We start from the raw sequence: 26,552 nt of genomic DNA on the forward strand, positions 1-26,552 counted from the left end.
AATCAAAGTAAACCATGCGGCWYMCTTACVGAGTTTAGGGAGCTTGCAGACGCTATTATAGCCGATATAGAGAAGCTTTACCTTACAGGAAAGAAACAGCTCCAGCCGCTCCCCGTAAAAGGACACAAGCCGCTAAAGGATATAGCAAGCTTGCCGCTGGAAGACTGGAGTAGCACCGTCTTTAGCTGGGGAGACCTGTATAAGCTCGATGTATACGGCTTTAAGGAAGAAGCAGAAGAAGACACTACTATTTTTGACGGTAACAGGAGAGCTATAATAAACGGCATAGCTATATTACGGGCAAGCGATCTTTTAGGAAGAAGCCCCCGCATAAATGAGAGGSRCKACTATGTGGAGCCGGATATAAGCAACACGCTTTCTAACTTCACGCTGGMAGCTTWCTKKACRGMRGCGGAAGAMTRTGCGRASARTGWGGAMVTAGTASMGVCCGYCVGCNACCGCTTATAGAGAGCTACTACCACCTTAAAGGCTATAACTTGTCTCTGGAGCTTATAGCCCGCTATTACGATGTCCCAGACATGACCGTTTTTCAGATGGACATWAGCGGGAATAGAGGACRAAATACGGGCTTTTAATGAGCTTGTCCCTATCCTGTATAAGAAGATTACAGACACAGACTATGCAGACGGGGAGCTGAAAGCTAAAAAGCTCCAAGTGCTAAAGGACTTCTTCCAGCCGATAGACTACGAAGCTATAGCTATCCCAGCGGAGAACGTAGAGCAAGCCGAGGAGCTTCTAAAGGATTTCGCCGCTTTCAAACCGGAGAACTCAGACCGCTTTAATAGCTTGCTTTGCGTCTTGCCAGAGGGAGCCGCCGAGAGCGAGGACGGAGAGGGGGCTTACTAATGGCAAAGAAAAATCAGCAAGCCCTAACAATCCAGCCCGTAGCCCCGCTCAAGCCTGTAGAGCAAAGGGACTTTTACAACGTGCCAGACAGCACCGCCAGCAACCTTATTTTAGAGACGCTGGGAGCGGGAGCGGATATAGCGGACTTGCCCGCCCGCAAGCGGCAAGTAAACCACTCTACCACGCTGGAAGTATACGAAGACGGACAGCGGAGACAGGTACAGCTAAAGACCCAGAAAGCCAGCGTTACTATAGAGCTTGCGGACATTGACAAGCTTACGGGGAGCAACAAACCCGCTAAAAAGCTCTTTGTTCTTGCTCTCATAAAGGCAAATGAGCAAGCTATACATGACGGACAGCTTACGAAGAACTACGTTAGCTTCCCGCTCCAAGAGCTTATAGACACGGGCTTTTACTCAACCCCACAGAGCGCAAGAAAAGGCTTTAATACTGGAATGGACACGCTCACAAGCCTTAAAATCAAGGGGCATATACAGCAGACCAAGAAAAAGGGAAGCTCTATAGACGCTCTGGAAGTGCTATTTACGGGGGCAAGGATAGAGCGGGGACAATGCACGATCTACTTTAATGAGCGGATAAGCTGGAGCTTCATAGCCCAATACTTTACGATACTCCCCCGCTACTACTTCCGTCTCCCCAATCGGGCAAGCGATCTACTCTATTATATCTTCTATCTTGCCCGCCAGCATACACGGGACATAGAGGAGCGGGGCTACTTTACTATAGGCTTTAGGGCAATACAGCACCGCTTACAGCTCCCCAGCGAAGTAGGCAATAATAACCCCTACAAGACCATTAAGAAGCCTATAGAAGAAGCTATAGAGGAGCTGGAGACGGAGCATAGCAACCTTTACAGGAACACGGAGTTTAGCTTGCTTCCTGTATGTGATGATACAGCCCCAATAGCGGAATATCTGGACAACGGCTATTTGAAAGTAGGGCTTACTGGAGCTTTTGCGGAGACCTTTATAGCTATCAGCAAGGACACGGCAAAGCAAATAGAGACCGCCCAGAAGCGGCAAGCCCGCATAACAGAGAAAGCCGTAGCCATAAACACGGCTAAGAAGCTGGAAGCCGAGGAGAAAGCCCAGAGCGAGGAGAGGAGCGGGACGGAATGAGGAGAGTAGACAGGCTATTACTTAGAGTACGGGAAGCGGAACGGCTGGACGCTATGCAAGTCTCCGTCTGTTTCGTAGAGCCGAGCGGGGACAAATGGCGGGCTATTGTCGATCTGTGGGACGGAGTAGAAGCCCCAAACGGGCATACACAGCGGCTTATACTGGAAGCGGAGACGGAAGAAGAAGCCGTAGCCGCCATAGAGGAAGTAGAAGCCGCCCACGCTCCCACGGGCTACAGGGCTAAGACGCTGGGGAGCGTTATTATAGTGGACGATCTACCCAGAGACTAAACAGACAGAGGGCGGGGGCATAGTCTCCCGCTCTATATCTTGTGTTTCAGCCTATAGAGAGGAAGCCCCCGCCGCCGCAAGAGTGGAACATTCCACTCCGGAAAAGGAACATTTTACTCCGGAATAAGAACATTCCACTCCGGAAAAGGAACATTTTACTCCGGAGAAAAATTTTTCACGAAGCCCCAAAACCCCAGTAAAATCAAGGCTTTTCGGGCTTTTCGCTCCCGCCGAAAAAATCCTAATATATAATCAATAGACTATTGATTGATTATCAAGCCGCATAGCCCGCCAGCCCTTGCGGGGCGGGCAATGCTATAATAGAGCCTGTAAAAGAAGAAGCCCCAGCTCCCAGCGGGCGGGCTTACTTCCCTAAAGGCATGAGAGAGGAGCCGAGCGGAGACCATGACGGACAGAGTAGCGGAGTGCATTTATCCAGAGCGTAAGAGCTGTAGGGGCTGTAGCCAGAGCTATAACCCCGCACGTTATGACGGGGGCTGTATGCTCCATTATGAGGGGGGCGGGGCTAAATCTCTGGAAGCTCTGGAGCTGGAGACCGCCGCCCAGCCCCGCACGAATTACCGCAAATTAGACAAGGGGGGCTATAGAGCCGAAAACCCTTGATATAGCTTGCTTCTTCCCGCTCCAAAGCCCTTATTTTATAGGCGTTTCTGGGGCTAAAAGGGGATCTGTAGCGGCTATTTCGTTACAACATGGAGCGGGCAAGACCCCCAGAGGGGCGGGGGCTATAAAATCTCTACGGGAAGCAAGAGCGGAGACCGTCGGACAGCCCAACGCACAAAAAGAGCATATTCAAACGGGGGATTAACCCCCAGCCAGAGAGGAGCGTAGAGCATGGACAGAGAGCAAGCCCGCCAGTATATCATAGAGCGGAGCAAAGACCACCTAACCCCAGACAAGACCCGCAAGGGCTTTATATGCCCGATCTGTGGGAGCGGGAGCGGGAGCCACGGGACAGGCATAACCACAAAGGACGGAGTACATTTTACTTGCTGGGCGGGCTGTTTCACAAACGCCGATATTATAGACATTATCGGCTTAGAGGCGGGAGCCACGGACTATAATAGCAAGCTCCAAGCCGCCGCCGCCGAGTACGGCATAACCATAGACAGCTACCACAGAAGCACCCCGCAAGAGGACTTTGCACCCGTAGCCGAGGAGTACCAAAAGCAAGCCAAAAGTAAACAGAATACACAAGACGCTATACACAATACAGCATACACAAGCCAGCAAGAGGAGACGGAGCCAGACTATACGGACTTCTTCTTACAGGCTAACAAGGATATAGGCAAGACGGACTACCACAGGGGACTAAGCCGCTCCACCCTTGACCGCTTCAAAGTGGGCTTTACGGAGAGCTGGAGACACCCAAAAGCCCCCAAAATGGAAGCCAGCCCCCGCTTGATTATTCCCACAAGTGAACACAGCTACTTAGCCCGCTATGCTGGAGCGGGGGACTTCATCAACTACAGGGGGCAAGTGGAGAACAAGAGCAAAGTAGGCAAAGTAAGAGTATTCAATAGCCGAGCTTTGCGGGAAGCTACAAGCCCGATCTTCATAGTAGAGGGAGAGCTTGACGCTATGAGCTTCTACGAAGTGGGAGCGGAAGCTATAGGGCTGGGGAGCTTGAGCAATACCAGACTACTATTAGCGGAGCTGGAGAAGCGTAAGCCCGCCGAGCCGCTTATTATCGCTCTGGACAATGAGAGCAAGCCAGAGATACAAGCCAAAGTAGAGAGAGCCGTAGCCGAGCTTACAGAGGGCTTACAGCGGCTTGATATTCCTTGCTATAGGATAGACGTAGCCCAGCCCCACAAGGACGCTAACGAAGCTCTGAACGCCGATAGAGAAGCGTTTAGGGCGGCTGTAGACAGGGCTTTAGCCCAAGTAGAGGACGCAGAAGCCGCCGCTCTGGAAGCGGAGCGGGAAGCCCTTAGAAGGGAAGCCGTAGCCTATACGCTTCCCAGCTTCCTAAAGAGCATAGAGGAGAGCAAGCGGGCGGCTTTCATTCCTACAGGCTATAGCCCGCTGGACAACCTTTTAGACGGGGGCTTATACGCTGGGCTGTATATCGTGGGGGCTATTTCGTCTCTGGGCAAGACTACTTTTTGCTTAAACGTAGCCGATAACATAGCGCAAGCGGGGCATGATGTTATTATCTTCTCTCTTGAAATGGCAAGGAATGAGCTTATAGCCAAGAGCATAAGCCGCTTGACGCTTATCAAGGACTTAGCCGAGAACGCCAGCACCGCCCACGCCAAGACCACAAGGGGCATACTCACGGGGACACGATACGCCGATTATAGCCAGACGGAGCGGGAGCTTATCCAGCGATCTATAGCCAGCTATGGGGAGTATGCAAGGAATATCTATATCACAGAGGGAATAGGCAATGTAGGCGTAGAGGAGATAAGGGAGAAAGTACGGAAGCATATCAAGCTTACGGGGAAAGCTCCCGTAGTGATTATAGACTATCTCCAGATTATAGCTCCCGCCGATATGAGAGCCACGGACAAACAGAACACGGATAAAGCCGTACTGGAGCTTAAACGCTTGAGCCGAGACTACAGTATTCCTATTATCGGCATATCCAGCTTTAACAGGGACAACTATACAGCCCCCGTCAATATGGCAAGCTTCAAAGAGAGCGGAGCTATAGAGTATTCTTCCGATGTTCTTATAGGGCTACAGTATGAGGGCATGGACTACCAAGAGGGGGAAGCGGACAAAGCCAGAGAGAAGCGTATACGGGAGCTTATGAAAGAAGCCGTAGACGCTGGAAAAGCTGGGAAGCCCCAGCGTATACAAGTCAAAATCCTAAAGCACCGCAACGGGAGCAAGGGGGACGCTTACTTAGACTTCTACCCAATGTTCAACTACTTCACGGACAAGACAAGCGGAGCGGGAGCCGCTGGGGGGAGTAGCGGGGGCTGGAGTAAGAGCGAGGGCGGCTATAGCTCCAGCTCCAAGCCGAAAAAGAGCAAGCGGGAAGCCGAGCGGGAGAAGCTTAACGAAGCTTTCTACAGAGTACAGCGGGACGATTTTACAGCCGATCTAACAGACCTTGCGGACGCTCTGGACAAGAGCAAGAAGCAAGTACAGAACCTTATAGCGGAGTATGGCGGCTATACCGTAGCCGGGGAAGTGGTAAGCCTTGCCCGTAACGAAGAGGACAGCCGGGGCTTTACGGAGCTGGGAGAACAGGAAGAAATACCTTTTAACTAAGGGGGCTTGTGAATGACGGAAGCCAAAGTAGCAATAACAGACGATCTTATATTAGACTTTACGGGGCTATTCAGTGAAAGCCCGCCAGAAGCCCCAGAAAGCCACGTAGAGCCGCTTTTAGGGGCAGAGTGGACAGGAGACCGAGAAGCCGCACAAAAGCCCGTAGAGGGGCAAATAAACGGCTTAGAGACGCAACAGGCTGTAGGGCTTTACTTGAAGACCCAGCGGGAGCGGGAAGCGGAACAGCGGAGCCTTGAAGTATACAGGCGATACCAAGAGAATACGAAGACAAGCGAACAGCTCCAGACCGCCATACTCAAGGGGCTAAAGGCTGGGGAAGACGTTTATAGCCTATTCCTACAGGCGGCTAAAGCTATCTCTCTTATGACTTCTAACAGCCTGTTTTACAGCCAAGCGGAAGCCGATCTAATAGCGATCTACGGGAGAGGGCTACAACAGAAGCCCCCGCTCCAGAGAGAGCGAGAGGAAGCCCAGAAGCGGCTACAGCGGCTTTTAGAAGCGGAGCAAAGGGAACAGCCCCCAGACAGCAAAGAACGCATACACAGAGCCGTAGAAGCCCACAGGAAGACTATAGCGGAGCTGGGAGCCATGATAGACAGAGCGGAGCAATAGAGAGAGGAGCGGAGCGTAAAGCCCGCTCTTTTCTTATAGGCTTTACCGATCTGGGAGCCACGTTAGCCCCAGCCTTTAGGGGAAATAGCCGCCCAGAACATGGAGAGAAGACCGGGGAGCGGATGCCCAGAGACATAACCGCAACTATGAAAAGATATGAAATAGACTATTGACATATAGCGGACAATCGGCTATAATTGATACTGTAATAATGATACACAAAAAGGTATACACAATACAGTATACACAATAGCGCAGACAGAGAGGAGCGGGAAACATGAACGGCTTAACAGTGATAGAGAATACCGCCATAGTAGAACAGCGGACTATTAACGCCGATCTTTTTAGCCGCTGGACTTCCTATATTGACGCAAGCCCCAAGACTATAGAGACGTATAGCAAGGCTATTAGACGCTTTTTTGTCTACCTTATGGAGAACGGCATAACCCAGCCCCAGCGGGAAGACATTGTAGCATATCGGGACTATTTGAAGCTGGAGCATAAGCCTACTACGGTACAAGGCTACTTATCCGCTGTAAAGCTCTTTTTCCAGTGGACAGCGCAAGAGGGGCTTTATCCCAATGTAGCAGACAGAGTAAAAGGGGCGAAGCTGGATACGGAGCATAAAAAGGACTACTTGACCACGAAGCAAGTAGCCCGCTTGCTGGGGGCTATTGACCGCTCCACCCTTAAAGGCTTGAGAGACTACGCTATGCTTTCTGTAATGGTAACTACGGGACTTAGAGAAATCTCAATAGTAAGAGCCGATATAGGCGATATTAGAACCGCTGGAGACGCTGTAGCCCTTTTCTATCAGGGCAAAGGGCACGAAGAAAAAGCGGACTATGTAAAGCTTGCCGAGCCTGTAGAAGAAGCTGTAAGAGCCTACCTTAAAGCCAGAGGGGGCGCAGACCCCAAAGCCCCGCTTTTTAGCTCTATAGCAAACCGTAACAGCGGGGAGCGCATGACTACCAGAAGCGTAAGCCGAGTAGCCAAAGAGCGGCTTATAGCTGTAGGGCTTGAGAGTGACCGCTTGACCGGGCATAGCATGAGACATACCGCCGCCACGCTTAACCTTTTGAACGGCGGCACAGTAGAGGAGACCCGCCAGCTCTTAGGGCATACCAACATAAACACAACCCTTATTTATTCCCACGCTCTGGAGCGGGCAAAGAATAACAGCGAGGAGCGCATAGCTAAAGCAATCTTTGGATAAGAGTATACACAATAACACATACACAACTACCAGGCAGAGAAGACCATATAACAGCCTTGAGCGGGCGGGGGAGACCCTACCCGCTACAAGCGCATTTATAGAGAGGAGCGCAGAATATGCCCAGCACAGCCTTTAATTATGAAATCGTAGAGAAAGTAGCCGTATTAAGCCAGAGCGGGGACACCGCAAAAGAGCTTAACAGGGTAAGCTACAACGGAAGCCCCGCAAAGTATGACTTGCGGAGCTGGAGACGGACGGACGGAGAGGAGAAGCTTCTAAAGGGGCTTACTCTTACCGATGAAGAAGCCAGAGCATTAAAAGAAGCCCTAAACAGCCGGGGCGATCTATGAGAGGGGCGGGGAATATGGACAAGGATATTTACCAGCTTGCAGACGAAGCCGCCGAGGAGATTAACCACCAAGCCGAGGAGACCCAGCGGGAGCTACAGCGGATAGCAGACGAAGCGGACGAAGCCATAAGGGGGACACTATGAGCAAGGTATACACGATCACAAACCAAAAAGGGGGAGCGGGCAAGACCACTACAGCCCTTGCCGTAGCCGCTGGGCTTTCCCTTAAAGGCTACTCTGTACTTTCCATAGACTTAGACGCTCAAAGCAATATGACATACACGGCGGGAGCCAAAGCGGACGGAGCTACAGCTTTAGGAGTGCTTACGGGGGAGATCAGAGCCGGGGACGCTATACAGAAGACGGGGAGCGGGGGCATTATTCCAGCCAGTAAAGCCCTTGCCGGAGCGGACGCTTTTATAACAGACACGGGGAAAGAGTACAGGCTAAAGGAAGCTCTGGAGCCGATAAGGGGAGAGTATGACTATATCATAATCGACACCCCGCCCGCTCTGGGCATACTTACTATTAACGCTCTTACCGCTTGCGACAGCGTTATAATACCCGCTCAAGCCGATATTTACAGCTTACAGGGCATAGAACAGCTTGCGGAGACTATGAAGCCCGTAAAGAAGTATACAAACCCCGATCTAACCATAGAGGGCATACTTTTAACCCGCTATAGCCCCCGCTCTGTATTGAGTAGAGAAGTAGCGGAGCTTGCCCAGCAGATAGCCGGGAAGCTGGGAACTAAGTTATTCCGGGCTACTATCCGGGAAGCCGTAGCCGTAAAGGAAGCCCAGATAAGCCAGCAGAGCCTTTATAGCTATGCTCCCAAAGCTAAAGTAACAGAAGACTACAGCCGCTTCATAGCGGAGCTTTTAGGAGAGGAGTAAAGACAATGGCAAAGAAGAAAAGCTTTATAGACAACCCCGCTTTACAGTTTATCAGCACAGCGGAGCCAGAGGAGACCCGGCAAGAGGAGCGGGAGCTTCCCGCTTCACAAGCAAAGCCAGCCGAGAAGCCGCCAGAGGGCTATAAGCTTAACCCGCTCTATGTGGAGACTAAGAGCCGCCGCTTACAGCTTGTCTTACAGCCCAGCCTTTACGACAGAGTAAAAGCGGGAGCCGCCGCCGCTGGGCTTTCTGTAAATGAGTATGTACACCAGATTTTAGACACCGCCACAAGAGAGGAGTAAAAGCTATGGGAGTAAGCCTTGACAGCAAACAGAGAACGGAAGCCAGAGCGGAAGCAAACGCCGCCAAGCTAGATACTATCCGGCTATACACCCTTACGGAGCTGGAGCCGATCTTAGGAGTAACCCACAGGACGCTACAGAGCTATATAAAGGACGGGCGGCTAAAGGGCGTTAAAATCGGCGGCAAGTGGAAAGTATCAGAGGAGACACTAAGAAAGTTTATTAACGGGGAGAGCTAAGAGCTTTCTTCTTACAGGCATAACCAGAGAGGAGCGGGACAATATGAACGGCTACCAAATGACAGCGGACAGCTACAGGACGCTTTTAGAGAGAGAAAAGGACATAGACAGAGCCAGCATAGAGAGCAAAATAAAAGCTCTGGACTTCTTAGCAACAGCCACAGAAGAGGAACGGCTGGAGCTGTTTAACAGTAGTGCTTTTAATGATGTGGTAAAAGGCTATATGGAAATGGCTGTAGATAATATGGAGCTGGAAGACGAAGTAAGACAGGGGCTACTTAATGAGCTACACTACCTTTTTGACACAGTAGGAGCAAAGCAAGCGGAAGACTACTATAACAACCACTAAAATAGCTCCATTGTCCGAAAATTACTATTAGCGGACAATAAAACTATGAAGCAACAGACACCCTTTTAGCTACTTCCTGTATGGGAAGATACAGCTACCAGCATACACAATTACACAATAGCTATACTGTAGAGAGGGGGCTTGAGCATGAAGCCAGCCGAGCTTAAAAAGGAATATATACGGCTAAGAGCCGAGGGAAAGAGCTATAGCTTTATCTGTGAACAGCTCCATATCTCTAAAAGCACCTGTACGAAGTGGGAGAGAGCTTTAGCCGCCGAGATAGACGAACTCAAGAGAGCCGAGCTTGCGGAGCTGTGCGAGAGCTACGGCATGACAAAGGAAGCCCGTATAAAGCGGCTGGGCGGGACGCTGGAGAAGATTAACGCCGCTCTGGAGCAAGCGGACTTTACCACCGTAGACCCCGCCAAGCTATTAGACTTCAAACTAAAGTATACGGAAGCCCTTAAAGGGGAGTATATCGGAACTAAGCCCGCTCTGGAGCTGGACAGCGTAGACGCAAAGGGCATAGTAACCGCTTTAGCCGATCTATTGAACAGAGTACGGGCGGGGGACATTACCACGGAGCAAGCCCAGAAAGAGAGCGGCATACTTGCCCAGCTCTTAAAGGCTTATGACACCGTAGAAGTCAAAGCAAAGCTTGACGAGCTGGAAGCAATTATAGGGGGGAGAACGTAAGCAATGGCAGATATAAAGCGGCTACTCAATAAAAAAGGCTGGGCGGGGCGGGAGCTGGGCATATTAGAGCTTACTAATATGGCTGTCATGTTCCGACAGGCTTTAGAGGGCAAAGAGCCGAAACCTTTAGTAGAGCAAGCCCAACTCCGCAAGATGATAAACACCATTACAGACCGCCAGCAAGGGCAAATCTATAACGGCTATATCTCTATTCACGAATGGCTTTCTATCCGCTATAACATAGCCCAGACCCAGCTACAGCAAGCCCAGCTCCAGTATAGGACGCTTGCCGCTTATGTTACGGATGCTATTTTTGCCGAGAACGTATACCGCTATATAGAACAGCTCCCCGCCATTATGACAGAGAAGCAATACCGGGACGCAAGGGAAGCGGGGCTAAAAAAATGGCTTTACGATGAAGACGGGACAGAGAGAGGAGACAGTTTAGCCGCTCTTATTGAGAGGGGCATAAACTTTTATACTAAGCAACTCCAAACAAACCCGGCAAAGCCTAACCCCTTAAAGGCGATCAGAAAAAAATATATAGCCGAGCCTGTAAAGAGTAGGCTTATCCTTGAGGGCTATAACGAAGTTATGGGAGAGGGCTACTACACCATAGAGGACGGGAGCGGGAGACGTAGCGACACCATGACAAGCGAGGAATGGCAAGAAGCTATTACTACTCCCGCCATGAAGAAAGCCCTTAGAGATATGAGAGCCACGGACGGGAGCGGGACGGAATACACCCAGCAAATAGCCACCAGAAGACTATTAGACCGGGCTAAAGTGATTTTTGAGGGCGGGACAGAGCGAGACGCAGACGAAGCCCAGCATAAAGCGGACTACGAAGCGGGGCTTGCTACTCCCGTCAAATGGCACTACTACGAAGAAGCCCCCGCCGATCTTACCAAATGGGACATTGTAGAAGCTGGGCTTATGGACTTCTACGGCGGCTTGTTTTGTGGTATGGACGTAAGCGAGGGAGAATACCTTGCGGAGCTGGAAGACTTCCTTACAGAGTTTAGGGAGCTTGCAGACGCTATTATAGCCGATATAGAGAAGCTTTACCTTACAGGAAAGAAACAGCTCCAGCCGCTCCCCGTAAAAGGACACAAGCCGCTAAAGGATATAGCAAGCTTGCCGCTGGAAGACTGGAGTAGCACCGTCTTTAGCTGGGGAGACCTGTATAAGCTCGATGTATACGGCTTTAAGGAAGAAGCAGAAGAAGACACTACTATTTTTGACGGTAACAGGAGAGCTATAATAAACGGCATAGCTATATTACGGGCAAGCGATCTTTTAGGAAGAAGCCCCCGCATAAATGAGAGGGGCTACTATGTGGAGCCGGATATAAGCAACACGCTTTCTAACTTCACGCTGGAAGCTTTCTTTACGGAAGCGGAAGACTATGCGGACAATGTGGACATAGTAGAGACCGCCCGCCAGACGCTTATAGAGAGCTACTACCACCTTAAAGGCTATAACTTGTCTCTGGAGCTTATAGCCCGCTATTACGATGTCCCAGACATGACCGTTTTTCAGATGGACATAGCGGGAATAGAGGACAAAATACGGGCTTTTAATGAGCTTGTCCCTATCCTGTATAAGAAGATTACAGACACAGACTATGCAGACGGGGAGCTGAAAGCTAAAAAGCTCCAAGTGCTAAAGGACTTCTTCCAGCCGATAGACTACGAAGCTATAGCTATCCCAGCGGAGAACGTAGAGCAAGCCGAGGAGCTTCTAAAGGATTTCGCCGCTTTCAAACCGGAGAACTCAGACCGCTTTAATAGCTTGCTTTGCGTCTTGCCAGAGGGAGCCGCCGAGAGCGAGGACGGAGAGGGGGCTTACTAATGGCAAAGAAAAATCAGCAAGCCCTAACAATCCAGCCCGTAGCCCCGCTCAAGCCTGTAGAGCAAAGGGACTTTTACAACGTGCCAGACAGCACCGCCAGCAACCTTATTTTAGAGACGCTGGGAGCGGGAGCGGATATAGCGGACTTGCCCGCCCGCAAGCGGCAAGTAAACCACTCTACCACGCTGGAAGTATACGAAAGACGGACAGCGGAGACAGGTACAGCTAAAGACCCAGAAAGCCAGCGTTACTATAGAGCTTGCGGACATTGACAAGCTTACGGGGAGCAACAAACCCGCTAAAAAGCTCTTTGTTCTTGCTCTCATAAAGGCAAATGAGCAAGCTATACATGACGGACAGCTTACGAAGAACTACGTTAGCTTCCCGCTCCAAGAGCTTATAGACACGGGCTTTTACTCAACCCCACAGAGCGCAAGAAAAGGCTTTAATACTGGAATGGACACGCTCACAAGCCTTAAAATCAAGGGGCATATACAGCAGACCAAGAAAAAGGGAAGCTCTATAGACGCTCTGGAAGTGCTATTTACGGGGGCAAGGATAGAGCGGGGACAATGCACGATCTACTTTAATGAGCGGATAAGCTGGAGCTTCATAGCCCAATACTTTACGATACTCCCCCGCTACTACTTCCGTCTCCCCAATCGGGCAAGCGATCTACTCTATTATATCTTCTATCTTGCCCGCCAGCATACACGGGACATAGAGGAGCGGGGCTACTTTACTATAGGCTTTAGGGCAATACAGCACCGCTTACAGCTCCCCAGCGAAGTAGGCAATAATAACCCCTACAAGACCATTAAGAAGCCTATAGAAGAAGCTATAGAGGAGCTGGAGACGGAGCATAGCAACCTTTACAGGAACACGGAGTTTAGCTTGCTTCCTGTATGTGATGATACAGCCCCAATAGCGGAATATCTGGACAACGGCTATTTGAAAGTAGGGCTTACTGGAGCTTTTGCGGAGACCTTTATAGCTATCAGCAAGGACACGGCAAAGCAAATAGAGACCGCCCAGAAGCGGCAAGCCCGCATAACAGAGAAAGCCGTAGCCATAAACACGGCTAAGAAGCTGGAAGCCGAGGAGAAAGCCCAGAGCGAGGAGAGGAGCGGGACGGAATGAGGAGAGTAGACAGGCTATTACTTAGAGTACGGGAAGCGGAACGGCTGGACGCTATGCAAGTCTCCGTCTGTTTCGTAGAGCCGAGCGGGGACAAATGGCGGGCTATTGTCGATCTGTGGGACGGAGTAGAAGCCCCAAACGGGCATACACAGCGGCTTATACTGGAAGCGGAGACGGAAGAAGAAGCCGTAGCCGCCATAGAGGAAGTAGAAGCCGCCCACGCTCCCACGGGCTACAGGGCTAAGACGCTGGGGAGCGTTATTATAGTGGACGATCTACCCAGAGACTAAACAGACAGAGGGCGGGGGCATAGTCTCCCGCTCTATATCTTGTGTTTCAGCCTATAGAGAGGAAGCCCCCGCCGCCGCAAGAGTGGAACATTCCACTCCGGAAAAGGAACATTTTACTCCGGAATAAGAACATTCCACTCCGGAAAAGGAACATTTTACTCCGGAGAAAAATTTTTCACGAAGCCCCAAAACCCCAGTAAAATCAAGGCTTTTCGGGCTTTTCGCTCCCGCCGAAAAAATCCTAATATATAATCAATAGACTATTGATTGATTATCAAGCCGCATAGCCCGCCAGCCCTTGCGGGGCGGGCAATGCTATAATAGAGCCTGTAAAAGAAGAAGCCCCAGCTCCCAGCGGGCGGGCTTACTTCCCTAAAGGCATGAGAGAGGAGCCGAGCGGAGACCATGACGGACAGAGTAGCGGAGTGCATTTATCCAGAGCGTAAGAGCTGTAGGGGCTGTAGCCAGAGCTATAACCCCGCACGTTATGACGGGGGCTGTATGCTCCATTATGAGGGGGGCGGGGCTAAATCTCTGGAAGCTCTGGAGCTGGAGACCGCCGCCCAGCCCCGCACGAATTACCGCAAATTAGACAAGGGGGGCTATAGAGCCGAAAACCCTTGATATAGCTTGCTTCTTCCCGCTCCAAAGCCCTTATTTTATAGGCGTTTCTGGGGCTAAAAGGGGATCTGTAGCGGCTATTTCGTTACAACATGGAGCGGGCAAGACCCCCAGAGGGGCGGGGGCTATAAAATCTCTACGGGAAGCAAGAGCGGAGACCGTCGGACAGCCCAACGCACAAAAAGAGCATATTCAAACGGGGGATTAACCCCCAGCCAGAGAGGAGCGTAGAGCATGGACAGAGAGCAAGCCCGCCAGTATATCATAGAGCGGAGCAAAGACCACCTAACCCCAGACAAGACCCGCAAGGGCTTTATATGCCCGATCTGTGGGAGCGGGAGCGGGAGCCACGGGACAGGCATAACCACAAAGGACGGAGTACATTTTACTTGCTGGGCGGGCTGTTTCACAAACGCCGATATTATAGACATTATCGGCTTAGAGGCGGGAGCCACGGACTATAATAGCAAGCTCCAAGCCGCCGCCGCCGAGTACGGCATAACCATAGACAGCTACCACAGAAGCACCCCGCAAGAGGACTTTGCACCCGTAGCCGAGGAGTACCAAAAGCAAGCCAAAAGTAAACAGAATACACAAGACGCTATACACAATACAGCATACACAAGCCAGCAAGAGGAGACGGAGCCAGACTATACGGACTTCTTCTTACAGGCTAACAAGGATATAGGCAAGACGGACTACCACAGGGGACTAAGCCGCTCCACCCTTGACCGCTTCAAAGTGGGCTTTACGGAGAGCTGGAGACACCCAAAAGCCCCCAAAATGGAAGCCAGCCCCCGCTTGATTATTCCCACAAGTGAACACAGCTACTTAGCCCGCTATGCTGGAGCGGGGGACTTCATCAACTACAGGGGGCAAGTGGAGAACAAGAGCAAAGTAGGCAAAGTAAGAGTATTCAATAGCCGAGCTTTGCGGGAAGCTACAAGCCCGATCTTCATAGTAGAGGGAGAGCTTGACGCTATGAGCTTCTACGAAGTGGGAGCGGAAGCTATAGGGCTGGGGAGCTTGAGCAATACCAGACTACTATTAGCGGAGCTGGAGAAGCGTAAGCCCGCCGAGCCGCTTATTATCGCTCTGGACAATGAGAGCAAGCCAGAGATACAAGCCAAAGTAGAGAGAGCCGTAGCCGAGCTTACAGAGGGCTTACAGCGGCTTGATATTCCTTGCTATAGGATAGACGTAGCCCAGCCCCACAAGGACGCTAACGAAGCTCTGAACGCCGATAGAGAAGCGTTTAGGGCGGCTGTAGACAGGGCTTTAGCCCAAGTAGAGGACGCAGAAGCCGCCGCTCTGGAAGCGGAGCGGGAAGCCCTTAGAAGGGAAGCCGTAGCCTATACGCTTCCCAGCTTCCTAAAGAGCATAGAGGAGAGCAAGCGGGCGGCTTTCATTCCTACAGGCTATAGCCCGCTGGACAACCTTTTAGACGGGGGCTTATACGCTGGGCTGTATATCGTGGGGGCTATTTCGTCTCTGGGCAAGACTACTTTTTGCTTAAACGTAGCCGATAACATAGCGCAAGCGGGGCATGATGTTATTATCTTCTCTCTTGAAATGGCAAGGAATGAGCTTATAGCCAAGAGCATAAGCCGCTTGACGCTTATCAAGGACTTAGCCGAGAACGCCAGCACCGCCCACGCCAAGACCACAAGGGGCATACTCACGGGGACACGATACGCCGATTATAGCCAGACGGAGCGGGAGCTTATCCAGCGATCTATAGCCAGCTATGGGGAGTATGCAAGGAATATCTATATCACAGAGGGAATAGGCAATGTAGGCGTAGAGGAGATAAGGGAGAAAGTACGGAAGCATATCAAGCTTACGGGGAAAGCTCCCGTAGTGATTATAGACTATCTCCAGATTATAGCTCCCGCCGATATGAGAGCCACGGACAAACAGAACACGGATAAAGCCGTACTGGAGCTTAAACGCTTGAGCCGAGACTACAGTATTCCTATTATCGGCATATCCAGCTTTAACAGGGACAACTATACAGCCCCCGTCAATATGGCAAGCTTCAAAGAGAGCGGAGCTATAGAGTATTCTTCCGATGTTCTTATAGGGCTACAGTATGAGGGCATGGACTACCAAGAGGGGGAAGCGGACAAAGCCAGAGAGAAGCGTATACGGGAGCTTATGAAAGAAGCCGTAGACGCTGGAAAAGCTGGGAAGCCCCAGCGTATACAAGTCAAAATCCTAAAGCACCGCAACGGGAGCAAGGGGGACGCTTACTTAGACTTCTACCCAATGTTCAACTACTTCACGGACAAGACAAGCGGAGCGGGAGCCGCTGGGGGAGTAGCGGGGGCTGGAGTAAGAGCGAGGGCGGCTATAGCTCCAGCTCCAAGCCGAAAAAGAGCAAGCGGGAAGCCGAGCGGGAGAAGCTTAACGAAGCTTTCTACAGAGTACAGCGGGACGATTTTACAGCCGATCTAACAGACCTTGCGGACGCTCTGGACAAGAGCAAGAAGCAAGTACAGAACCTTATAGCGGAGTATGGCGGCTATACCGTAGCCGGGGAAGTGGTAAGCCTTGCCCGTAACGAAGAGGACAGCCGGGGCTTTACGGAGCTGGGAGAACAGGAAGAAATACCTTTTAACTAAGGGGGCTTGTGAATGACGGAAGCCAAAGTAGCAATAACAGACGATCTTATATTAGACTTTACGGGGCTATTCAGTGAAAGCCCGCCAGAAGCCCCAGAAAGCCACGTAGAGCCGCTTTTAGGGGCAGAGTGGACAGGAGACCGAGAAGCCGCACAAAAGCCCGTAGAGGGGCAAATAAACGGCTTAGAGACGCAACAGGCTGTAGGGCTTTACTTGAAGACCCAGCGGGAGCGGGAAGCGGAACAGCGGAGCCTTGAAGTATACAGGCGATACCAAGAGAATACGAAGACAAGCGAACAGCTCCAGACCGCCATACTCAAGGGGCTAAAGGCTGGGGAAGACGTTTATAGCCTATTCCTACAGGCGGCTAAAGCTATCTCTCTTATGACTTCTAACAGCCTGTTTTACAGCCAAGCGGAAGCCGATCTAATAGCGATCTACGGGAGAGGGCTACAACAGAAGCCCCCGCTCCAGAGAGAGCGAGAGGAAGCCCAGAAGCGGCTACAGCGGCTTTTAGAAGCGGAGCAAAGGGAACAGCCCCCAGACAGCAAAGAACGCATACACAGAGCCGTAGAAGCCCACAGGAAGACTATAGCGGAGCTGGGAGCCATGATAGACAGAGCGGAGCAATAGAGAGAGGAGCGGAGCGTAAAGCCCGCTCTTTTCTTATAGGCTTTACCGATCTGGGAGCCACGTTAGCCCCAGCCTTTAGGGGAAATAGCCGCCCAGAACATGGAGAGAAGACCGGGGAGCGGATGCCCAGAGACATAACCGCAACTATGAAAAGATATGAAATAGACTATTGACATATAGCGGACAATCGGCTATAATTGATACTGTAATAATGATACACAAAAAGGTATACACAATACAGTATACACAATAGCGCAGACAGAGAGGAGCGGGAAACATGAACGGCTTAACAGTGATAGAGAATACCGCCATAGTAGAACAGCGGACTATTAACGCCGATCTTTTTAGCCGCTGGACTTCCTATATTGACGCAAGCCCCAAGACTATAGAGACGTATAGCAAGGCTATTAGACGCTTTTTTGTCTACCTTATGGAGAACGGCATAACCCAGCCCCAGCGGGAAGACATTGTAGCATATCGGGACTATTTGAAGCTGGAGCATAAGCCTACTACGGTACAAGGCTACTTATCCGCTGTAAAGCTCTTTTTCCAGTGGACAGCGCAAGAGGGGCTTTATCCCAATGTAGCAGACAGAGTAAAAGGGGCGAAGCTGGATACGGAGCATAAAAAGGACTACTTGACCACGAAGCAAGTAKSCCBVTTDSHGGGGGCTATTGACCGCTCCACCCTTAAAGGCTTGAGAGACTACGCTATGCTTTCTGTAATGGTAACTACGGGACTTAGAGAAATCTCAATAGTAAGAGCCGATATAGGCGATATTAGAACCGCTGGAGACGCTGTAGCCCTTTTCTATCAGGGCAAAGGGCACGAAGAAAAAGCGGACTATGTAAAGCTTGCCGAGCCTGTAGAAGAAGCTGTAAGAGCCTACCTTAAAGCCAGAGGGGGCGCAGACCCCAAAGCCCCGCTTTTTAGCTCTATAGCAAACCGTAACAGCGGGAGCGCATGACTACCAGAAGCGTAAGCCGAGTAGCCAAAGAGCGGCTTATAGCTGTAGGGCTTGAGAGTGACCGCTTGACCGGGCATAGCATGAGACATACCGCCGCCACGCTTAACCTTTTGAACGGCGGCACAGTAGAGGAGACCCGCCAGCTCTTAGGGCATACCAACATAAACACAACCCTTATTTATTCCCACGCTCTGGAGCGGGCAAAGAATAACAGCGAGGAGCGCATAGCTAAAGCAATCTTTGGATAAGAGTATACACAATAACACATACACAACTACCAGGCAGAGAAGACCATATAACAGCCTTGAGCGGGCGGGGGAGACCCTACCCGCTACAAGCGCATTTATAGAGAGGAGCGCAGAATATGCCCAGCACAGCCTTTAATTATGAAATCGTAGAGAAAGTAGCCGTATTAAGCCAGAGCGGGGACACCGCAAAAGAGCTTAACAGGGTAAGCTACAACGGAAGCCCGCAAAGTATGACTTGCGGAGCTGGAGACGGACGGACGGAGAGGAGAAGCTTCTAAAGGGGCTTACTCTTACCGATGAAGAAGCCAGAGCATTAAAAGAAGCCCTAAACAGCCGGGGCGATCTATGAGAGGGGCGGGAATATGGACAAGGATATTTACCAGCTTGCAGACGAAGCCGCCGAGGAGATTAACCACCAAGCCGAGGAGACCCAGCGGGAGCTACAGCGGATAGCAGACGAAGCGGACGAAGCCATAAGGGGGACACTATGAGCAAGGTATACACGATCACAAACCAAAAAGGGGGAGCGGGCAAGACCACTACAGCCCTTGCCGTAGCCGCTGGCTTTCCCTTAAAGGCTACTCTGTACTTTCCATAGACTTAGACGCTCAAAGCAATATGACATACACGGCGGGAGCCAAAGCGGACGGAGCTACAGCTTTAGGAGTGCTTACGGGGGAGATCAGAGCCGGGGACGCTATACAGAAGACGGGGAGCGGGGGCATTATTCCAGCCAGTAAAGCCCTTGCCGGAGCGGACGCTTTTATAACAGACACGGGGAAAGAGTACAGGCTAAAGGAAGCTCTGGAGCCGATAAGGGGAGAGTATGACTATATCATAATCGACACCCCGCCCGCTCTGGGCATACTTACTATTAACGCTCTTACCGCTTGCGACAGCGTTATAATACCCGCTCAAGCCGATATTTACAGCTTACAGGGCATAGAACAGCTTGCGGAGACTATGAAGCCCGTAAAGAAGTATACAAACCCCGATCTAACCATAGAGGGCATACTTTTAACCCGCTATAGCCCCCGCTCTGTATTGAGTAGAGAAGTAGCGGAGCTTGCCCAGCAGATAGCCGGGAAGCTGGGAACTAAGTTATTCCGGGCTACTATCCGGGAAGCCGTAGCCGTAAAGGAAGCCCAGATAAGCCAGCAGAGCCTTTATAGCTATGCTCCAAAGCTAAAGTAACAGAAGACTACAGCCGCTTCATAGCGGAGCTTTTAGGAGAGGAGTAAAGACAATGGCAAAGAAGAAAAGCTTTATAGACAACCCCGCTTTACAGTTTATCAGCACAGCGGAGCCAGAGGAGACCCGGCAAGAGGAGCGGGAGCTTCCCGCTTCACAAGCAAAGCCAGCCGAGAAGCCGCCAGAGGGCTATAAGCTTAACCCGCTCTATGTGGAGACTAAGAGCCGCCGCTTACAGCTTGTCTTACAGCCCAGCCTTTACGACAGAGTAAAAGCGGGAGCCGCCGCCGCTGGGCTTTCTGTAAATGAGTATGTACACCAGATTTTAGACACCGCCACAAGAGAGGAGTAAAAGCTATGGGAGTAAGCCTTGACAGCAAACAGAGAACGGAAGCCAGAGCGGAAGCAAACGCCGCCAAGCTAGATACTATCCGGCTATACACCCTTACGGAGCTGGAGCCGATCTTAGGAGTAACCCACAGGACGCTACAGAGCTATATAAAGGACGGGCGGCTAAAGGGCGTTAAAATCGGCGGCAAGTGGAAAGTATCAGAGGAGACACTAAGAAAGTTTATTAACGGGGAGAGCTAAGAGCTTTCTTCTTACAGGCATAACCAGAGAGGAGCGGACAATATGAACGGCTACCAAATGACAGCGGACAGCTACAGGACGCTTTTAGAGAGAGAAAAGGACATAGACAGAGCCAGCATAGAGAGCAAAATAAAAGCTCTGGACTTCTTAGCAACAGCCACAGAAGAGGAACGGCTGGAGCTGTTTAACAGTAGTGCTTTTAATGATGTGGTAAAAGGCTATATGGAAATGGCTGTAGATAATATGGAGCTGGAAGACGAAGTAAGACAGGGGCTACTTAATGAGCTACACTACCTTTTTGACACAGTAGGAGCAAAGCAAGCGGAAGACTACTATAACAACCACTAAAATAGCTCCATTGTCCGAAAATTACTATTAGCGGACAATAAAACTATGAAGCAACAGACACCCTTTTAGCTACTTCCTGTATGGGAAGATACAGCTACCAGCATACACAATTACACAATAGCTATACTGTAGAGAGGGGCTTGAGCATGAAGCCAGCCGAGCTTAAAAAGGAATATATACGGCTAAGAGCCGAGGGAAAGAGCTATAGCTTTATCTGTGAACAGCTCCATATCTCTAAAAGCACCTGTACGAAGTGGGAGAGAGCTTTAGCCGCCGAGATAGACGAACTCAAGAGAGCCGAGCTTGCGGAGCTGTGCGAGAGCTACGGCATGACAAAGGAAGCCCGTATAAAGCGGCTGGGCGGGACGCTGGAGAAGATTAACGCCGCTCTGGAGCAAGCGGACTTTACCACCGTAGACCCCGCCAAGCTATTAGACTTCAAACTAAAGTATACGGAAGCCCTTAAAGGSGAGTATATCGGAACTAAGCCCGCTCTGGAGCTGGACAGCGTAGACGCAAAGGGCATAGTMACCGCTTTAGCCGATCTATTGAACAGCWGTACKGGCGGGGGACATTACCACGGAGCAAGCCCAGAAAGAGAGCGGCATACTTGCCCAGCTCTTAAAGGCTTATGACACCGTAGAAGTCAAAGCAAAGCTTGACGAGCTGGAAGCAATTATAGGGGGGAGAACGTAAGCAATGGCAGATATAAAGCGGCTACTCAATAAAAAAGGCTGGGCGGGGCGGGAGCTGGGCATATTAGAGCTTACTAATATGGCTGTCATGTTCCGACAGGCTTTAGAGGGCAAAGAGCCGAAACCKTTAGTAGAGCAAGCCCAACTCCGCAAGATGATAAACACCATTACAGACCGCCAGCAAGGGCAAATCTATAACGGCTATATCTCTATTCACGAATGGCTTTCTATCCGCTATAACATAGCCCAGACCCAGCTACAGCAAGCCCAGCTCCAGTATAGGACGCTTGCCGCTTATGTTACGGATGCTATTTTTGCCGAGAACGTATACCGCTATATAGAACAGCTCCCCGCCATTATGACAGAGAAGCMAATACCGGGACGCAAGGGAAGCGGGGCTMAAAAAATGGCTTTACGATGAAGACSGGACAGAGAGAGGAGACAGTTTAGCCGCTCTTATTGAGASGGGCATAAACTTTTATACTAAGCAACTCCAAACAAACCCGGCAAAGCCTAACCCCTTAAAGGCGATCAGMAAAAAATATATAGCCGAGCCTGTAAAGAGTAGGCTTATCCTTGAGGGCTATAACGAAGTTATGGGAGASGGCTACTACACCATAGAGGACGGGAGCGGGAGACGTAGCGACACCATGACAAGCGAGGAATGGCAAGAAGCTATTACTACTCCCGCCATGAAGAAAGCCCTTAGAGATATGAGAGCCACGGACGGGAGCGGGACGGAATACACCCAGCAAATAGCCACCAGAAGACTATTAGACCGGGCTAAAGTGATTTTTGAGGGCGGGACAGAGCGAGACGCAGACGAAGCCCAGCATAAAGCGGACTACGAAGCGGGGCTTGCTACTCCCGTCAAATGGCACTACTACGAAGAAGCCCCGCCGATCTTACCAAATSGGACATTGTAGAAGCTGGGCTTATGGACTTCTACGGCGGCTTGTTTTGTGGTATGGACGTAAGCGAGGGASAATACCTTGCGGAGCTGGAAGACTTCCTTACAGAGTTTAGGGAGCTTGCAGACGCTATTATAGCCGATATAGAGAAGCTTTACCTTACAGGAAAGAAACAGCTCCAGCCGCTCCCCGTAAAAGGACACAAGCCGCTAAAGGATATAGCAAGCTTGCCGCTGGAAGACTGGAGTAGCACCGTCTTTAGCTGGGGAGACCTGTATAAGCTCGATGTATACGGCTTTAAGGAAGAAGCAGAAGAAGACACTACTATTTTTGACGGTAACAGGAGAGCTATAATAAACGGCATAGCTATATTACGGGCAAGCGATCTTTTAGGAAGAAGSCCCCGCATAAATGAGAGGGGCTACTATGTGGAGCCGGATATAAGCAACACGCTTTCTAACTTCACGCTGGAAGCTTTCTTTACGGAAGCGGAAGACTATGCGGACAATGTGGACATAGTAGAGACCGCCCGCCAGACGCTTATAGAGAGCTACTACCACCTTAAAGGCTATAACTTGTCTCTGGAGCTTATAGCCCGCTATTACGATGTCCCAGACATGACCGTTTTTCAGATGGACATAGCGGGAATAGAGGACAAAATACGGGCTTTTAATGAGCTTGTCCCTATCCTGTATAAGAAGATTACAGACACAGACTATGCAGACGGGGAGCTGAAAGCTAAAAAGCTCCAAGTGCTAAAGGACTTCTTCCAGCCGATAGACTACGAAGCTATAGCTATCCCAGCGGAGAACGTAGAGCAAGCCGAGGAGCTTCTAAAGGATTTCGCCGCTTTCAAACCGGAGAACTCAGACCGCTTTAATAGCTTGCTTTGCGTCTTGCCAGAGGGAGCCGCCGAGAGCGAGGACGGAGAGGGGGCTTACTAATGGCAAAGAAAAATCAGCAAGCCCTAACAATCCAGCCCGTAGCCCCGCTCAAGCCTGTAGAGCAAAGGGACTTTTACAACGTGCCAGACAGCACCGCCAGCAACCTTATTTTAGAGACGCTGGGAGCGGGAGCGGATATAGCGGACTTGCCCGCCCGCAAGCGGCAAGTAAACCACTCTACCACGCTGGAAGTATACGAAGACGGACAGCGGAGACAGGTACAGCTAAAGACCCAGAAAGCCAGCGTTACTATAGAGCTTGCGGACATTGACAAGCTTACGGGGAGCAACAAACCCGCTAAAAAGCTCTTTGTTCTTGCTCTCATAAAGGCAAATGAGCAAGCTATACATGACGGACAGCTTACGAAGAACTACGTTAGCTTCCCGCTCCAAGAGCTTATAGACACGGGCTTTTACTCAACCCCACAGAGCGCAAGAAAAGGCTTTAATACTGGAATGGACACGCTCACAAGCCTTAAAATCAAGGGGCATATACAGCAGACCAAGAAAAAGGGAAGCTCTATAGACGCTCTGGAAGTGCTATTTACGGGGCAAGGATAGAGCGGGGACAATGCACGATCTACTTTAATGAGCGGATAAGCTGGAGCTTCATAGCCCAATACTTTACGATACTCCCCGCTACTACTTCCGTCTCCCCAATCGGGCAAGCGATCTACTCTATTATATCTTCTATCTTGCCCGCCAGCATACACGGGACATAGAGGAGCGGGGCTACTTTACTATAGGCTTTAGGGCAATACAGCACCGCTTACAGCTCCCCAGCGAAGTAGGCAATAATAACCCCTACAAGACCATTAAGAAGCCTATAGAAGAAGCTATAGAGGAGCTGGAGACGGAGCATAGCAACCTTTACAGGAACACGGAGTTTAGCTTGCTTCCTGTATGTGATGATACAGCCCCAATAGCGGAATATCTGGACAACGGCTATTTGAAAGTAGGGCTTACTGGAGCTTTTGCGGAGACCTTTATAGCTATCAGCAAGGACACGGCAAAGCAAATAGAGACCGCCCAGAAGCGGCAAGCCCGCATAACAGAGAAAGCCGTAGCCATAAACACGGCTAAGAAGCTGGAAGCCGAGGAGAAAGCCCAGAGCGAGGAGAGGAGCGGGACGGAATGAGGAGAGTAGACAGGCTATTACTTAGAGTACGGGAAGCGGAACGGCTGGACGCTATGCAAGTCTCCGTCTGTTTCGTAGAGCCGAGCGGGGACAAATGGCGGGCTATTGTCGATCTGTGGGACGGAGTAGAAGCCCCAAACGGGCATACACAGCGGCTTATACTGGAAGCGGAGACGGAAGAAGAAGCCGTAGCCGCCATAGAGGAAGTAGAAGCCGCCCACGCTCCCACGGGCTACAGGGCTAAGACGCTGGGGAGCGTTATTATAGTGGACGATCTACCCAGAGACTAAACAGACAGAGGGCGGGGGCATAGTCTCCCGCTCTATATCTTGTGTTTCAGCCTATAGAGAGGAAGCCCCCGCCGCCGCAAGAGTGGAACATTCCACTCCGGAAAAGGAACATTTTACTCCGGAATAAGAACATTCCACTCCGGAAAAGGAACATTTTACTCCGGAGAAAAATTTTTCACGAAGCCCCAAAACCCCAGTAAAATCAAGGCTTTTCGGGCTTTTCGCTCCCGCCGAAAAAATCCTAATATATAATCAATAGACTATTGATTGATTATCAAGCCGCATAGCCCGCCAGCCCTTGCGGGGCGGGCAATGCTATAATAGAGCCTGTAAAAGAAGAAGCCCCAGCTCCCAGCGGGCGGGCTTACTTCCCTAAAGGCATGAGAGAGGAGCCGAGCGGAGACCATGACGGACAGAGTAGCGGAGTGCATTTATCCAGAGCGTAAGAGCTGTAGGGGCTGTAGCCAGAGCTATAACCCCGCACGTTATGACGGGGGCTGTATGCTCCATTATGAGGGGGSGCGGGCTAAATCTCTGGAAGCTCTGGAGCTGGAGACCGCCGCCCAGCCCCGCACGAATTACCGCAAATTAGACAAGGGGGCTATAGAGCCGAAAACCCTTGATATAGCTTGCTTCTTCCCGCTCCAAAGCCCTTATTTTATAGGCGTTTCTSGGGCTAAAAGGGGATCTGTAGCGGCTATTTCGTTACAACATGGAGCGGGCAAGACCCCCAGAGGGGCGGGGGCTATAAAATCTCTACGGGAAGCAAGAGCGGAGACCGTCGGACAGCCCAACGCACAAAAMSAGCATATTCAAACGGGGGATTAACCCCCAGCCAGAGAGGAGCGTAGAGCATGGACAGAGAGCAAGCCCGCCAGTATATCATAGAGCGGAGCAAAGACCACCTAACCCCAGACAAGACCCGCAAGGGCTTTATATGCCCGATCTGTGGGAGCGGGAGCGGGAGCCACGGGACAGGCATAACCACAAAGGACGGAGTACATTTTACYTGCTSGGCGGGCTGTTTCACAAACGCCGATATTATAGACATTATCSGCTTAGAGGCGGGAGCCACGGACTATAATAGCAAGCTCCAAGCCGCCGCCGCCGAGTACGGCATAACCATAGACAGCTACCACAGAAGCACCCCGCAAGAGGACTTTGCACCCGTAGCCGAGGAGTACCAAAAGCAAGCCAAAAGTAAACAGAATACACAAGACGCTATACACAATACAGCATACACAAGCCAGCAAGAGGAGACGGAGCCAGACTATACGGACTTCTTCTTACAGGCTAACAAGGATATAGGCAAGACGGACTACCACAGGGGACTAAGCCGCTCCACCCTTGACCGCTTCAAAGTGGGCTTTACGGAGAGCTGGAGACACCCAAAAGCCCCAAAATGGAAGCCAGCCCCGCTTGATTATTCCCACAAGTGAACACAGCTACTTAGCCCGCTATGCTGGAGCGGGGGACTTCATSAACTACAGGGGGCAAGTGGAGAACAAGAGCAAAGKAGGCAAAGTAAGAGTATTCAATAGCCGAGCTTTGCGGGAAGCTACAAGCCCGATCTTCATAGTAGAGGGAGAGCTTGACGCTATGAGCTTCTACGAAGTGGGAGCGGAAGCTATAGGGCTGGGGAGCTTGAGCAATACCAGACTACTATTAGCGGAGCTGGAGAAGCGTAAGCCGCCGAGCCGCTTATTATCGCTCTGGACAATGAGAGCAGCCAGAGATACAAGCCAAAGTAGAGAGAGCCGTAGCCGAGCTTACAGAGGGCTTACAGCGGCTTGATATTCCTTGCTATAGGATAGACGTAGCCCAGCCCCACAAGGACGCTAACGAA

General features: G+C 50.9%; 31 protein-coding genes and 1 pseudogene. All 32 read left to right on the forward strand.

The window, feature by feature from the left end; genetic code table 11:
* The first annotated feature begins 866 nt into the window (after positions 1 to 866).
* The 32 genes and pseudogenes from CBW42_RS13705 to CBW42_RS13865 all read left to right on the forward strand — a co-directional run bounded on the left by CBW42_RS13705 (position 867) and on the right by CBW42_RS13865 (position 26,145).
* On the forward strand, positions 867 to 2,006 hold the full coding sequence (locus CBW42_RS13705; protein ID WP_087022687.1) for a hypothetical protein: 1,140 nt from the start codon (positions 867 to 869) through the stop codon (positions 2,004 to 2,006).
* Positions 2,003 to 2,296 (forward strand): hypothetical protein, encoded by a 294-nt coding sequence (locus CBW42_RS13710; protein WP_087022690.1) that lies wholly within the window; start codon positions 2,003 to 2,005, stop codon positions 2,294 to 2,296. Before CBW42_RS13705 ends, CBW42_RS13710 begins: the two co-directional genes overlap by 4 nt.
* Positions 2,297 to 3,151: 855 nt before the next feature.
* Positions 3,152 to 5,542, forward strand: a complete 2,391-nt coding sequence (locus tag CBW42_RS13720; RefSeq protein ID WP_087022696.1) for a DnaB-like helicase C-terminal domain-containing protein — start codon at positions 3,152 to 3,154, stop codon at positions 5,540 to 5,542.
* Positions 5,543 to 5,554: 12 nt separating this feature from the next.
* A complete protein-coding gene (locus CBW42_RS13725; protein WP_087022699.1) occupies positions 5,555 to 6,175 on the forward strand; it encodes a hypothetical protein in 621 nt (206 codons plus the stop codon).
* A gap of 277 nt (positions 6,176 to 6,452) precedes the next feature.
* Positions 6,453 to 7,391: a tyrosine-type recombinase/integrase gene (locus tag CBW42_RS13730; RefSeq protein WP_087022702.1), complete on the forward strand. Its 939-nt coding sequence runs from the start codon at positions 6,453 to 6,455 to the stop codon at positions 7,389 to 7,391.
* A gap of 116 nt (positions 7,392 to 7,507) precedes the next feature.
* On the forward strand, positions 7,508 to 7,741 hold the full coding sequence (locus CBW42_RS13735) for a YdbC family protein (RefSeq protein ID WP_087022705.1): 234 nt from the start codon (positions 7,508 to 7,510) through the stop codon (positions 7,739 to 7,741).
* Between the two features lie 14 nt (positions 7,742 to 7,755).
* Positions 7,756 to 7,884, forward strand: coding sequence for a hypothetical protein (locus tag CBW42_RS15200; RefSeq protein ID WP_278308604.1), 129 nt, complete (start codon positions 7,756 to 7,758; stop codon positions 7,882 to 7,884).
* Positions 7,881 to 8,636, forward strand: a complete 756-nt coding sequence (locus tag CBW42_RS13740) for a ParA family protein (protein ID WP_087022708.1) — start codon at positions 7,881 to 7,883, stop codon at positions 8,634 to 8,636. Before CBW42_RS15200 ends, CBW42_RS13740 begins: the two co-directional genes overlap by 4 nt.
* 5 nt (positions 8,637 to 8,641) lie before the next feature.
* Positions 8,642 to 8,938, forward strand: coding sequence for a hypothetical protein (locus tag CBW42_RS13745; protein ID WP_012814699.1), 297 nt, complete (start codon positions 8,642 to 8,644; stop codon positions 8,936 to 8,938).
* 5 nt (positions 8,939 to 8,943) lie between these two features.
* Positions 8,944 to 9,177: a helix-turn-helix domain-containing protein gene (locus tag CBW42_RS13750; RefSeq protein WP_012814698.1), complete on the forward strand. Its 234-nt coding sequence runs from the start codon at positions 8,944 to 8,946 to the stop codon at positions 9,175 to 9,177.
* A 43-nt stretch (positions 9,178 to 9,220) separates the two neighbouring features.
* Positions 9,221 to 9,526 (forward strand): hypothetical protein, encoded by a 306-nt coding sequence (locus CBW42_RS13755; protein ID WP_087022711.1) that lies wholly within the window; start codon positions 9,221 to 9,223, stop codon positions 9,524 to 9,526.
* A gap of 147 nt (positions 9,527 to 9,673) precedes the next feature.
* Positions 9,674 to 10,222: a hypothetical protein gene (locus tag CBW42_RS13760; protein ID WP_087022714.1), complete on the forward strand. Its 549-nt coding sequence runs from the start codon at positions 9,674 to 9,676 to the stop codon at positions 10,220 to 10,222.
* Positions 10,223 to 10,225: 3 nt separating this feature from the next.
* The gene (locus tag CBW42_RS13765) at positions 10,226 to 12,076 is read left to right on the forward strand and encodes a hypothetical protein (RefSeq protein WP_087022717.1); all 1,851 of its coding nucleotides are present in this window, start codon (positions 10,226 to 10,228) and stop codon (positions 12,074 to 12,076) included.
* On the forward strand, positions 12,076 to 12,348 hold the full coding sequence (locus tag CBW42_RS13770) for a hypothetical protein (protein WP_087022720.1): 273 nt from the start codon (positions 12,076 to 12,078) through the stop codon (positions 12,346 to 12,348). The genes CBW42_RS13765 and CBW42_RS13770 overlap by 1 nt, the downstream gene beginning before the upstream one ends.
* Before the next feature lie 184 nt (positions 12,349 to 12,532).
* The gene (locus tag CBW42_RS13775) at positions 12,533 to 13,216 is read left to right on the forward strand and encodes a hypothetical protein (RefSeq protein ID WP_087022723.1); all 684 of its coding nucleotides are present in this window, start codon (positions 12,533 to 12,535) and stop codon (positions 13,214 to 13,216) included.
* Positions 13,213 to 13,506, forward strand: a complete 294-nt coding sequence (locus tag CBW42_RS13780; protein WP_087022690.1) for a hypothetical protein — start codon at positions 13,213 to 13,215, stop codon at positions 13,504 to 13,506. The genes CBW42_RS13775 and CBW42_RS13780 overlap by 4 nt, the downstream gene beginning before the upstream one ends.
* An 855-nt stretch (positions 13,507 to 14,361) precedes the next feature.
* On the forward strand, positions 14,362 to 16,584 hold the full coding sequence (locus CBW42_RS13790) for a DnaB-like helicase C-terminal domain-containing protein (RefSeq protein ID WP_087022726.1): 2,223 nt from the start codon (positions 14,362 to 14,364) through the stop codon (positions 16,582 to 16,584).
* Positions 16,585 to 16,763: 179 nt separating this feature from the next.
* A complete protein-coding gene (locus CBW42_RS13795) occupies positions 16,764 to 17,384 on the forward strand; it encodes a hypothetical protein (RefSeq protein WP_087022699.1) in 621 nt (206 codons plus the stop codon).
* A gap of 277 nt (positions 17,385 to 17,661) precedes the next feature.
* Positions 17,662 to 18,351: pseudogene (locus CBW42_RS13800) on the forward strand (site-specific integrase).
* Complete coding sequence (locus CBW42_RS15500) at positions 18,348 to 18,599, forward strand: tyrosine-type recombinase/integrase (protein WP_205703646.1); 252 nt, start codon at positions 18,348 to 18,350, stop codon at positions 18,597 to 18,599. Before CBW42_RS13800 ends, CBW42_RS15500 begins: the two are co-directional and overlap by 4 nt.
* A 362-nt stretch (positions 18,600 to 18,961) precedes the next feature.
* Positions 18,962 to 19,090 (forward strand): hypothetical protein, encoded by a 129-nt coding sequence (locus CBW42_RS15205; RefSeq protein ID WP_278308604.1) that lies wholly within the window; start codon positions 18,962 to 18,964, stop codon positions 19,088 to 19,090.
* A 7-nt stretch (positions 19,091 to 19,097) separates the two neighbouring features.
* Positions 19,098 to 19,793 (forward strand): ParA family protein, encoded by a 696-nt coding sequence (locus tag CBW42_RS13805; protein WP_205703647.1) that lies wholly within the window; start codon positions 19,098 to 19,100, stop codon positions 19,791 to 19,793.
* A gap of 52 nt (positions 19,794 to 19,845) precedes the next feature.
* Positions 19,846 to 20,142, forward strand: coding sequence for a hypothetical protein (locus CBW42_RS13810; protein ID WP_012814699.1), 297 nt, complete (start codon positions 19,846 to 19,848; stop codon positions 20,140 to 20,142).
* A 5-nt stretch (positions 20,143 to 20,147) separates the two neighbouring features.
* Positions 20,148 to 20,381: a helix-turn-helix domain-containing protein gene (locus CBW42_RS13815; protein ID WP_012814698.1), complete on the forward strand. Its 234-nt coding sequence runs from the start codon at positions 20,148 to 20,150 to the stop codon at positions 20,379 to 20,381.
* 42 nt (positions 20,382 to 20,423) lie between these two features.
* Positions 20,424 to 20,729 (forward strand): hypothetical protein, encoded by a 306-nt coding sequence (locus CBW42_RS13820; RefSeq protein WP_087022711.1) that lies wholly within the window; start codon positions 20,424 to 20,426, stop codon positions 20,727 to 20,729.
* A 146-nt stretch (positions 20,730 to 20,875) separates the two neighbouring features.
* A complete protein-coding gene (locus CBW42_RS13825; protein WP_087022729.1) occupies positions 20,876 to 21,364 on the forward strand; it encodes a helix-turn-helix domain-containing protein in 489 nt (162 codons plus the stop codon).
* Positions 21,365 to 21,428: 64 nt separating this feature from the next.
* Positions 21,429 to 21,845, forward strand: coding sequence for a hypothetical protein (locus CBW42_RS13830; protein WP_087022732.1), 417 nt, complete (start codon positions 21,429 to 21,431; stop codon positions 21,843 to 21,845).
* A 516-nt stretch (positions 21,846 to 22,361) separates the two neighbouring features.
* On the forward strand, positions 22,362 to 23,279 hold the full coding sequence (locus CBW42_RS13840; protein WP_087022738.1) for a hypothetical protein: 918 nt from the start codon (positions 22,362 to 22,364) through the stop codon (positions 23,277 to 23,279).
* Entirely contained in the window at positions 23,279 to 23,839 is a 561-nt protein-coding gene (locus CBW42_RS13845; RefSeq protein WP_087022740.1) for a hypothetical protein, read from the forward strand. Before CBW42_RS13840 ends, CBW42_RS13845 begins: the two co-directional genes overlap by 1 nt.
* 331 nt (positions 23,840 to 24,170) lie before the next feature.
* The gene (locus CBW42_RS13850; RefSeq protein ID WP_087022743.1) at positions 24,171 to 24,416 is read left to right on the forward strand and encodes a hypothetical protein; all 246 of its coding nucleotides are present in this window, start codon (positions 24,171 to 24,173) and stop codon (positions 24,414 to 24,416) included.
* Complete coding sequence (locus tag CBW42_RS13855) at positions 24,413 to 24,706, forward strand: hypothetical protein (protein WP_087022690.1); 294 nt, start codon at positions 24,413 to 24,415, stop codon at positions 24,704 to 24,706. The genes CBW42_RS13850 and CBW42_RS13855 overlap by 4 nt, the downstream gene beginning before the upstream one ends.
* Before the next feature lie 854 nt (positions 24,707 to 25,560).
* The gene (locus CBW42_RS13865; RefSeq protein ID WP_087022749.1) at positions 25,561 to 26,145 is read left to right on the forward strand and encodes a hypothetical protein; all 585 of its coding nucleotides are present in this window, start codon (positions 25,561 to 25,563) and stop codon (positions 26,143 to 26,145) included.
* Positions 26,146 to 26,552: the final 407 nt, after the last annotated feature.

This window comes from Butyricicoccus porcorum (genome assembly GCF_002157465.1).
In the GTDB taxonomy this organism is placed as follows: domain Bacteria; phylum Bacillota; class Clostridia; order Oscillospirales; family Butyricicoccaceae; genus Butyricicoccus_A; species Butyricicoccus_A porcorum.

What these genes read in the sequence shown, in the direction of transcription:
- CBW42_RS13705 (WP_087022687.1), top strand. Translation starts at nt 867, where the DNA reads ATGGCAAAGAAAAATCAGCAAGCCCTAACAATCCAGCCCGTAGCCCCG.
- CBW42_RS13710 (WP_087022690.1), top strand. Translation starts at nt 2,003, where the DNA reads ATGAGGAGAGTAGACAGGCTATTACTTAGAGTACGGGAAGCGGAACGG.
- CBW42_RS13720 (WP_087022696.1), top strand. Translation starts at nt 3,152, where the DNA reads ATGGACAGAGAGCAAGCCCGCCAGTATATCATAGAGCGGAGCAAAGAC.
- CBW42_RS13725 (WP_087022699.1), top strand. Translation starts at nt 5,555, where the DNA reads ATGACGGAAGCCAAAGTAGCAATAACAGACGATCTTATATTAGACTTT.
- CBW42_RS13730 (WP_087022702.1), top strand. Translation starts at nt 6,453, where the DNA reads ATGAACGGCTTAACAGTGATAGAGAATACCGCCATAGTAGAACAGCGG.
- CBW42_RS13735 (WP_087022705.1), top strand. Translation starts at nt 7,508, where the DNA reads ATGCCCAGCACAGCCTTTAATTATGAAATCGTAGAGAAAGTAGCCGTA.
- CBW42_RS15200 (WP_278308604.1), top strand. Translation starts at nt 7,756, where the DNA reads ATGGACAAGGATATTTACCAGCTTGCAGACGAAGCCGCCGAGGAGATT.
- CBW42_RS13740 (WP_087022708.1), top strand. Translation starts at nt 7,881, where the DNA reads ATGAGCAAGGTATACACGATCACAAACCAAAAAGGGGGAGCGGGCAAG.
- CBW42_RS13745 (WP_012814699.1), top strand. Translation starts at nt 8,642, where the DNA reads ATGGCAAAGAAGAAAAGCTTTATAGACAACCCCGCTTTACAGTTTATC.
- CBW42_RS13750 (WP_012814698.1), top strand. Translation starts at nt 8,944, where the DNA reads ATGGGAGTAAGCCTTGACAGCAAACAGAGAACGGAAGCCAGAGCGGAA.
- CBW42_RS13755 (WP_087022711.1), top strand. Translation starts at nt 9,221, where the DNA reads ATGAACGGCTACCAAATGACAGCGGACAGCTACAGGACGCTTTTAGAG.
- CBW42_RS13760 (WP_087022714.1), top strand. Translation starts at nt 9,674, where the DNA reads ATGAAGCCAGCCGAGCTTAAAAAGGAATATATACGGCTAAGAGCCGAG.
- CBW42_RS13765 (WP_087022717.1), top strand. Translation starts at nt 10,226, where the DNA reads ATGGCAGATATAAAGCGGCTACTCAATAAAAAAGGCTGGGCGGGGCGG.
- CBW42_RS13770 (WP_087022720.1), top strand. Translation starts at nt 12,076, where the DNA reads ATGGCAAAGAAAAATCAGCAAGCCCTAACAATCCAGCCCGTAGCCCCG.
- CBW42_RS13775 (WP_087022723.1), top strand. Translation starts at nt 12,533, where the DNA reads ATGGACACGCTCACAAGCCTTAAAATCAAGGGGCATATACAGCAGACC.
- CBW42_RS13780 (WP_087022690.1), top strand. Translation starts at nt 13,213, where the DNA reads ATGAGGAGAGTAGACAGGCTATTACTTAGAGTACGGGAAGCGGAACGG.
- CBW42_RS13790 (WP_087022726.1), top strand. Translation starts at nt 14,362, where the DNA reads ATGGACAGAGAGCAAGCCCGCCAGTATATCATAGAGCGGAGCAAAGAC.
- CBW42_RS13795 (WP_087022699.1), top strand. Translation starts at nt 16,764, where the DNA reads ATGACGGAAGCCAAAGTAGCAATAACAGACGATCTTATATTAGACTTT.
- CBW42_RS15500 (WP_205703646.1), top strand. Translation starts at nt 18,348, where the DNA reads ATGACTACCAGAAGCGTAAGCCGAGTAGCCAAAGAGCGGCTTATAGCT.
- CBW42_RS15205 (WP_278308604.1), top strand. Translation starts at nt 18,962, where the DNA reads ATGGACAAGGATATTTACCAGCTTGCAGACGAAGCCGCCGAGGAGATT.
- CBW42_RS13810 (WP_012814699.1), top strand. Translation starts at nt 19,846, where the DNA reads ATGGCAAAGAAGAAAAGCTTTATAGACAACCCCGCTTTACAGTTTATC.
- CBW42_RS13815 (WP_012814698.1), top strand. Translation starts at nt 20,148, where the DNA reads ATGGGAGTAAGCCTTGACAGCAAACAGAGAACGGAAGCCAGAGCGGAA.
- CBW42_RS13820 (WP_087022711.1), top strand. Translation starts at nt 20,424, where the DNA reads ATGAACGGCTACCAAATGACAGCGGACAGCTACAGGACGCTTTTAGAG.
- CBW42_RS13845 (WP_087022740.1), top strand. Translation starts at nt 23,279, where the DNA reads ATGGCAAAGAAAAATCAGCAAGCCCTAACAATCCAGCCCGTAGCCCCG.
- CBW42_RS13855 (WP_087022690.1), top strand. Translation starts at nt 24,413, where the DNA reads ATGAGGAGAGTAGACAGGCTATTACTTAGAGTACGGGAAGCGGAACGG.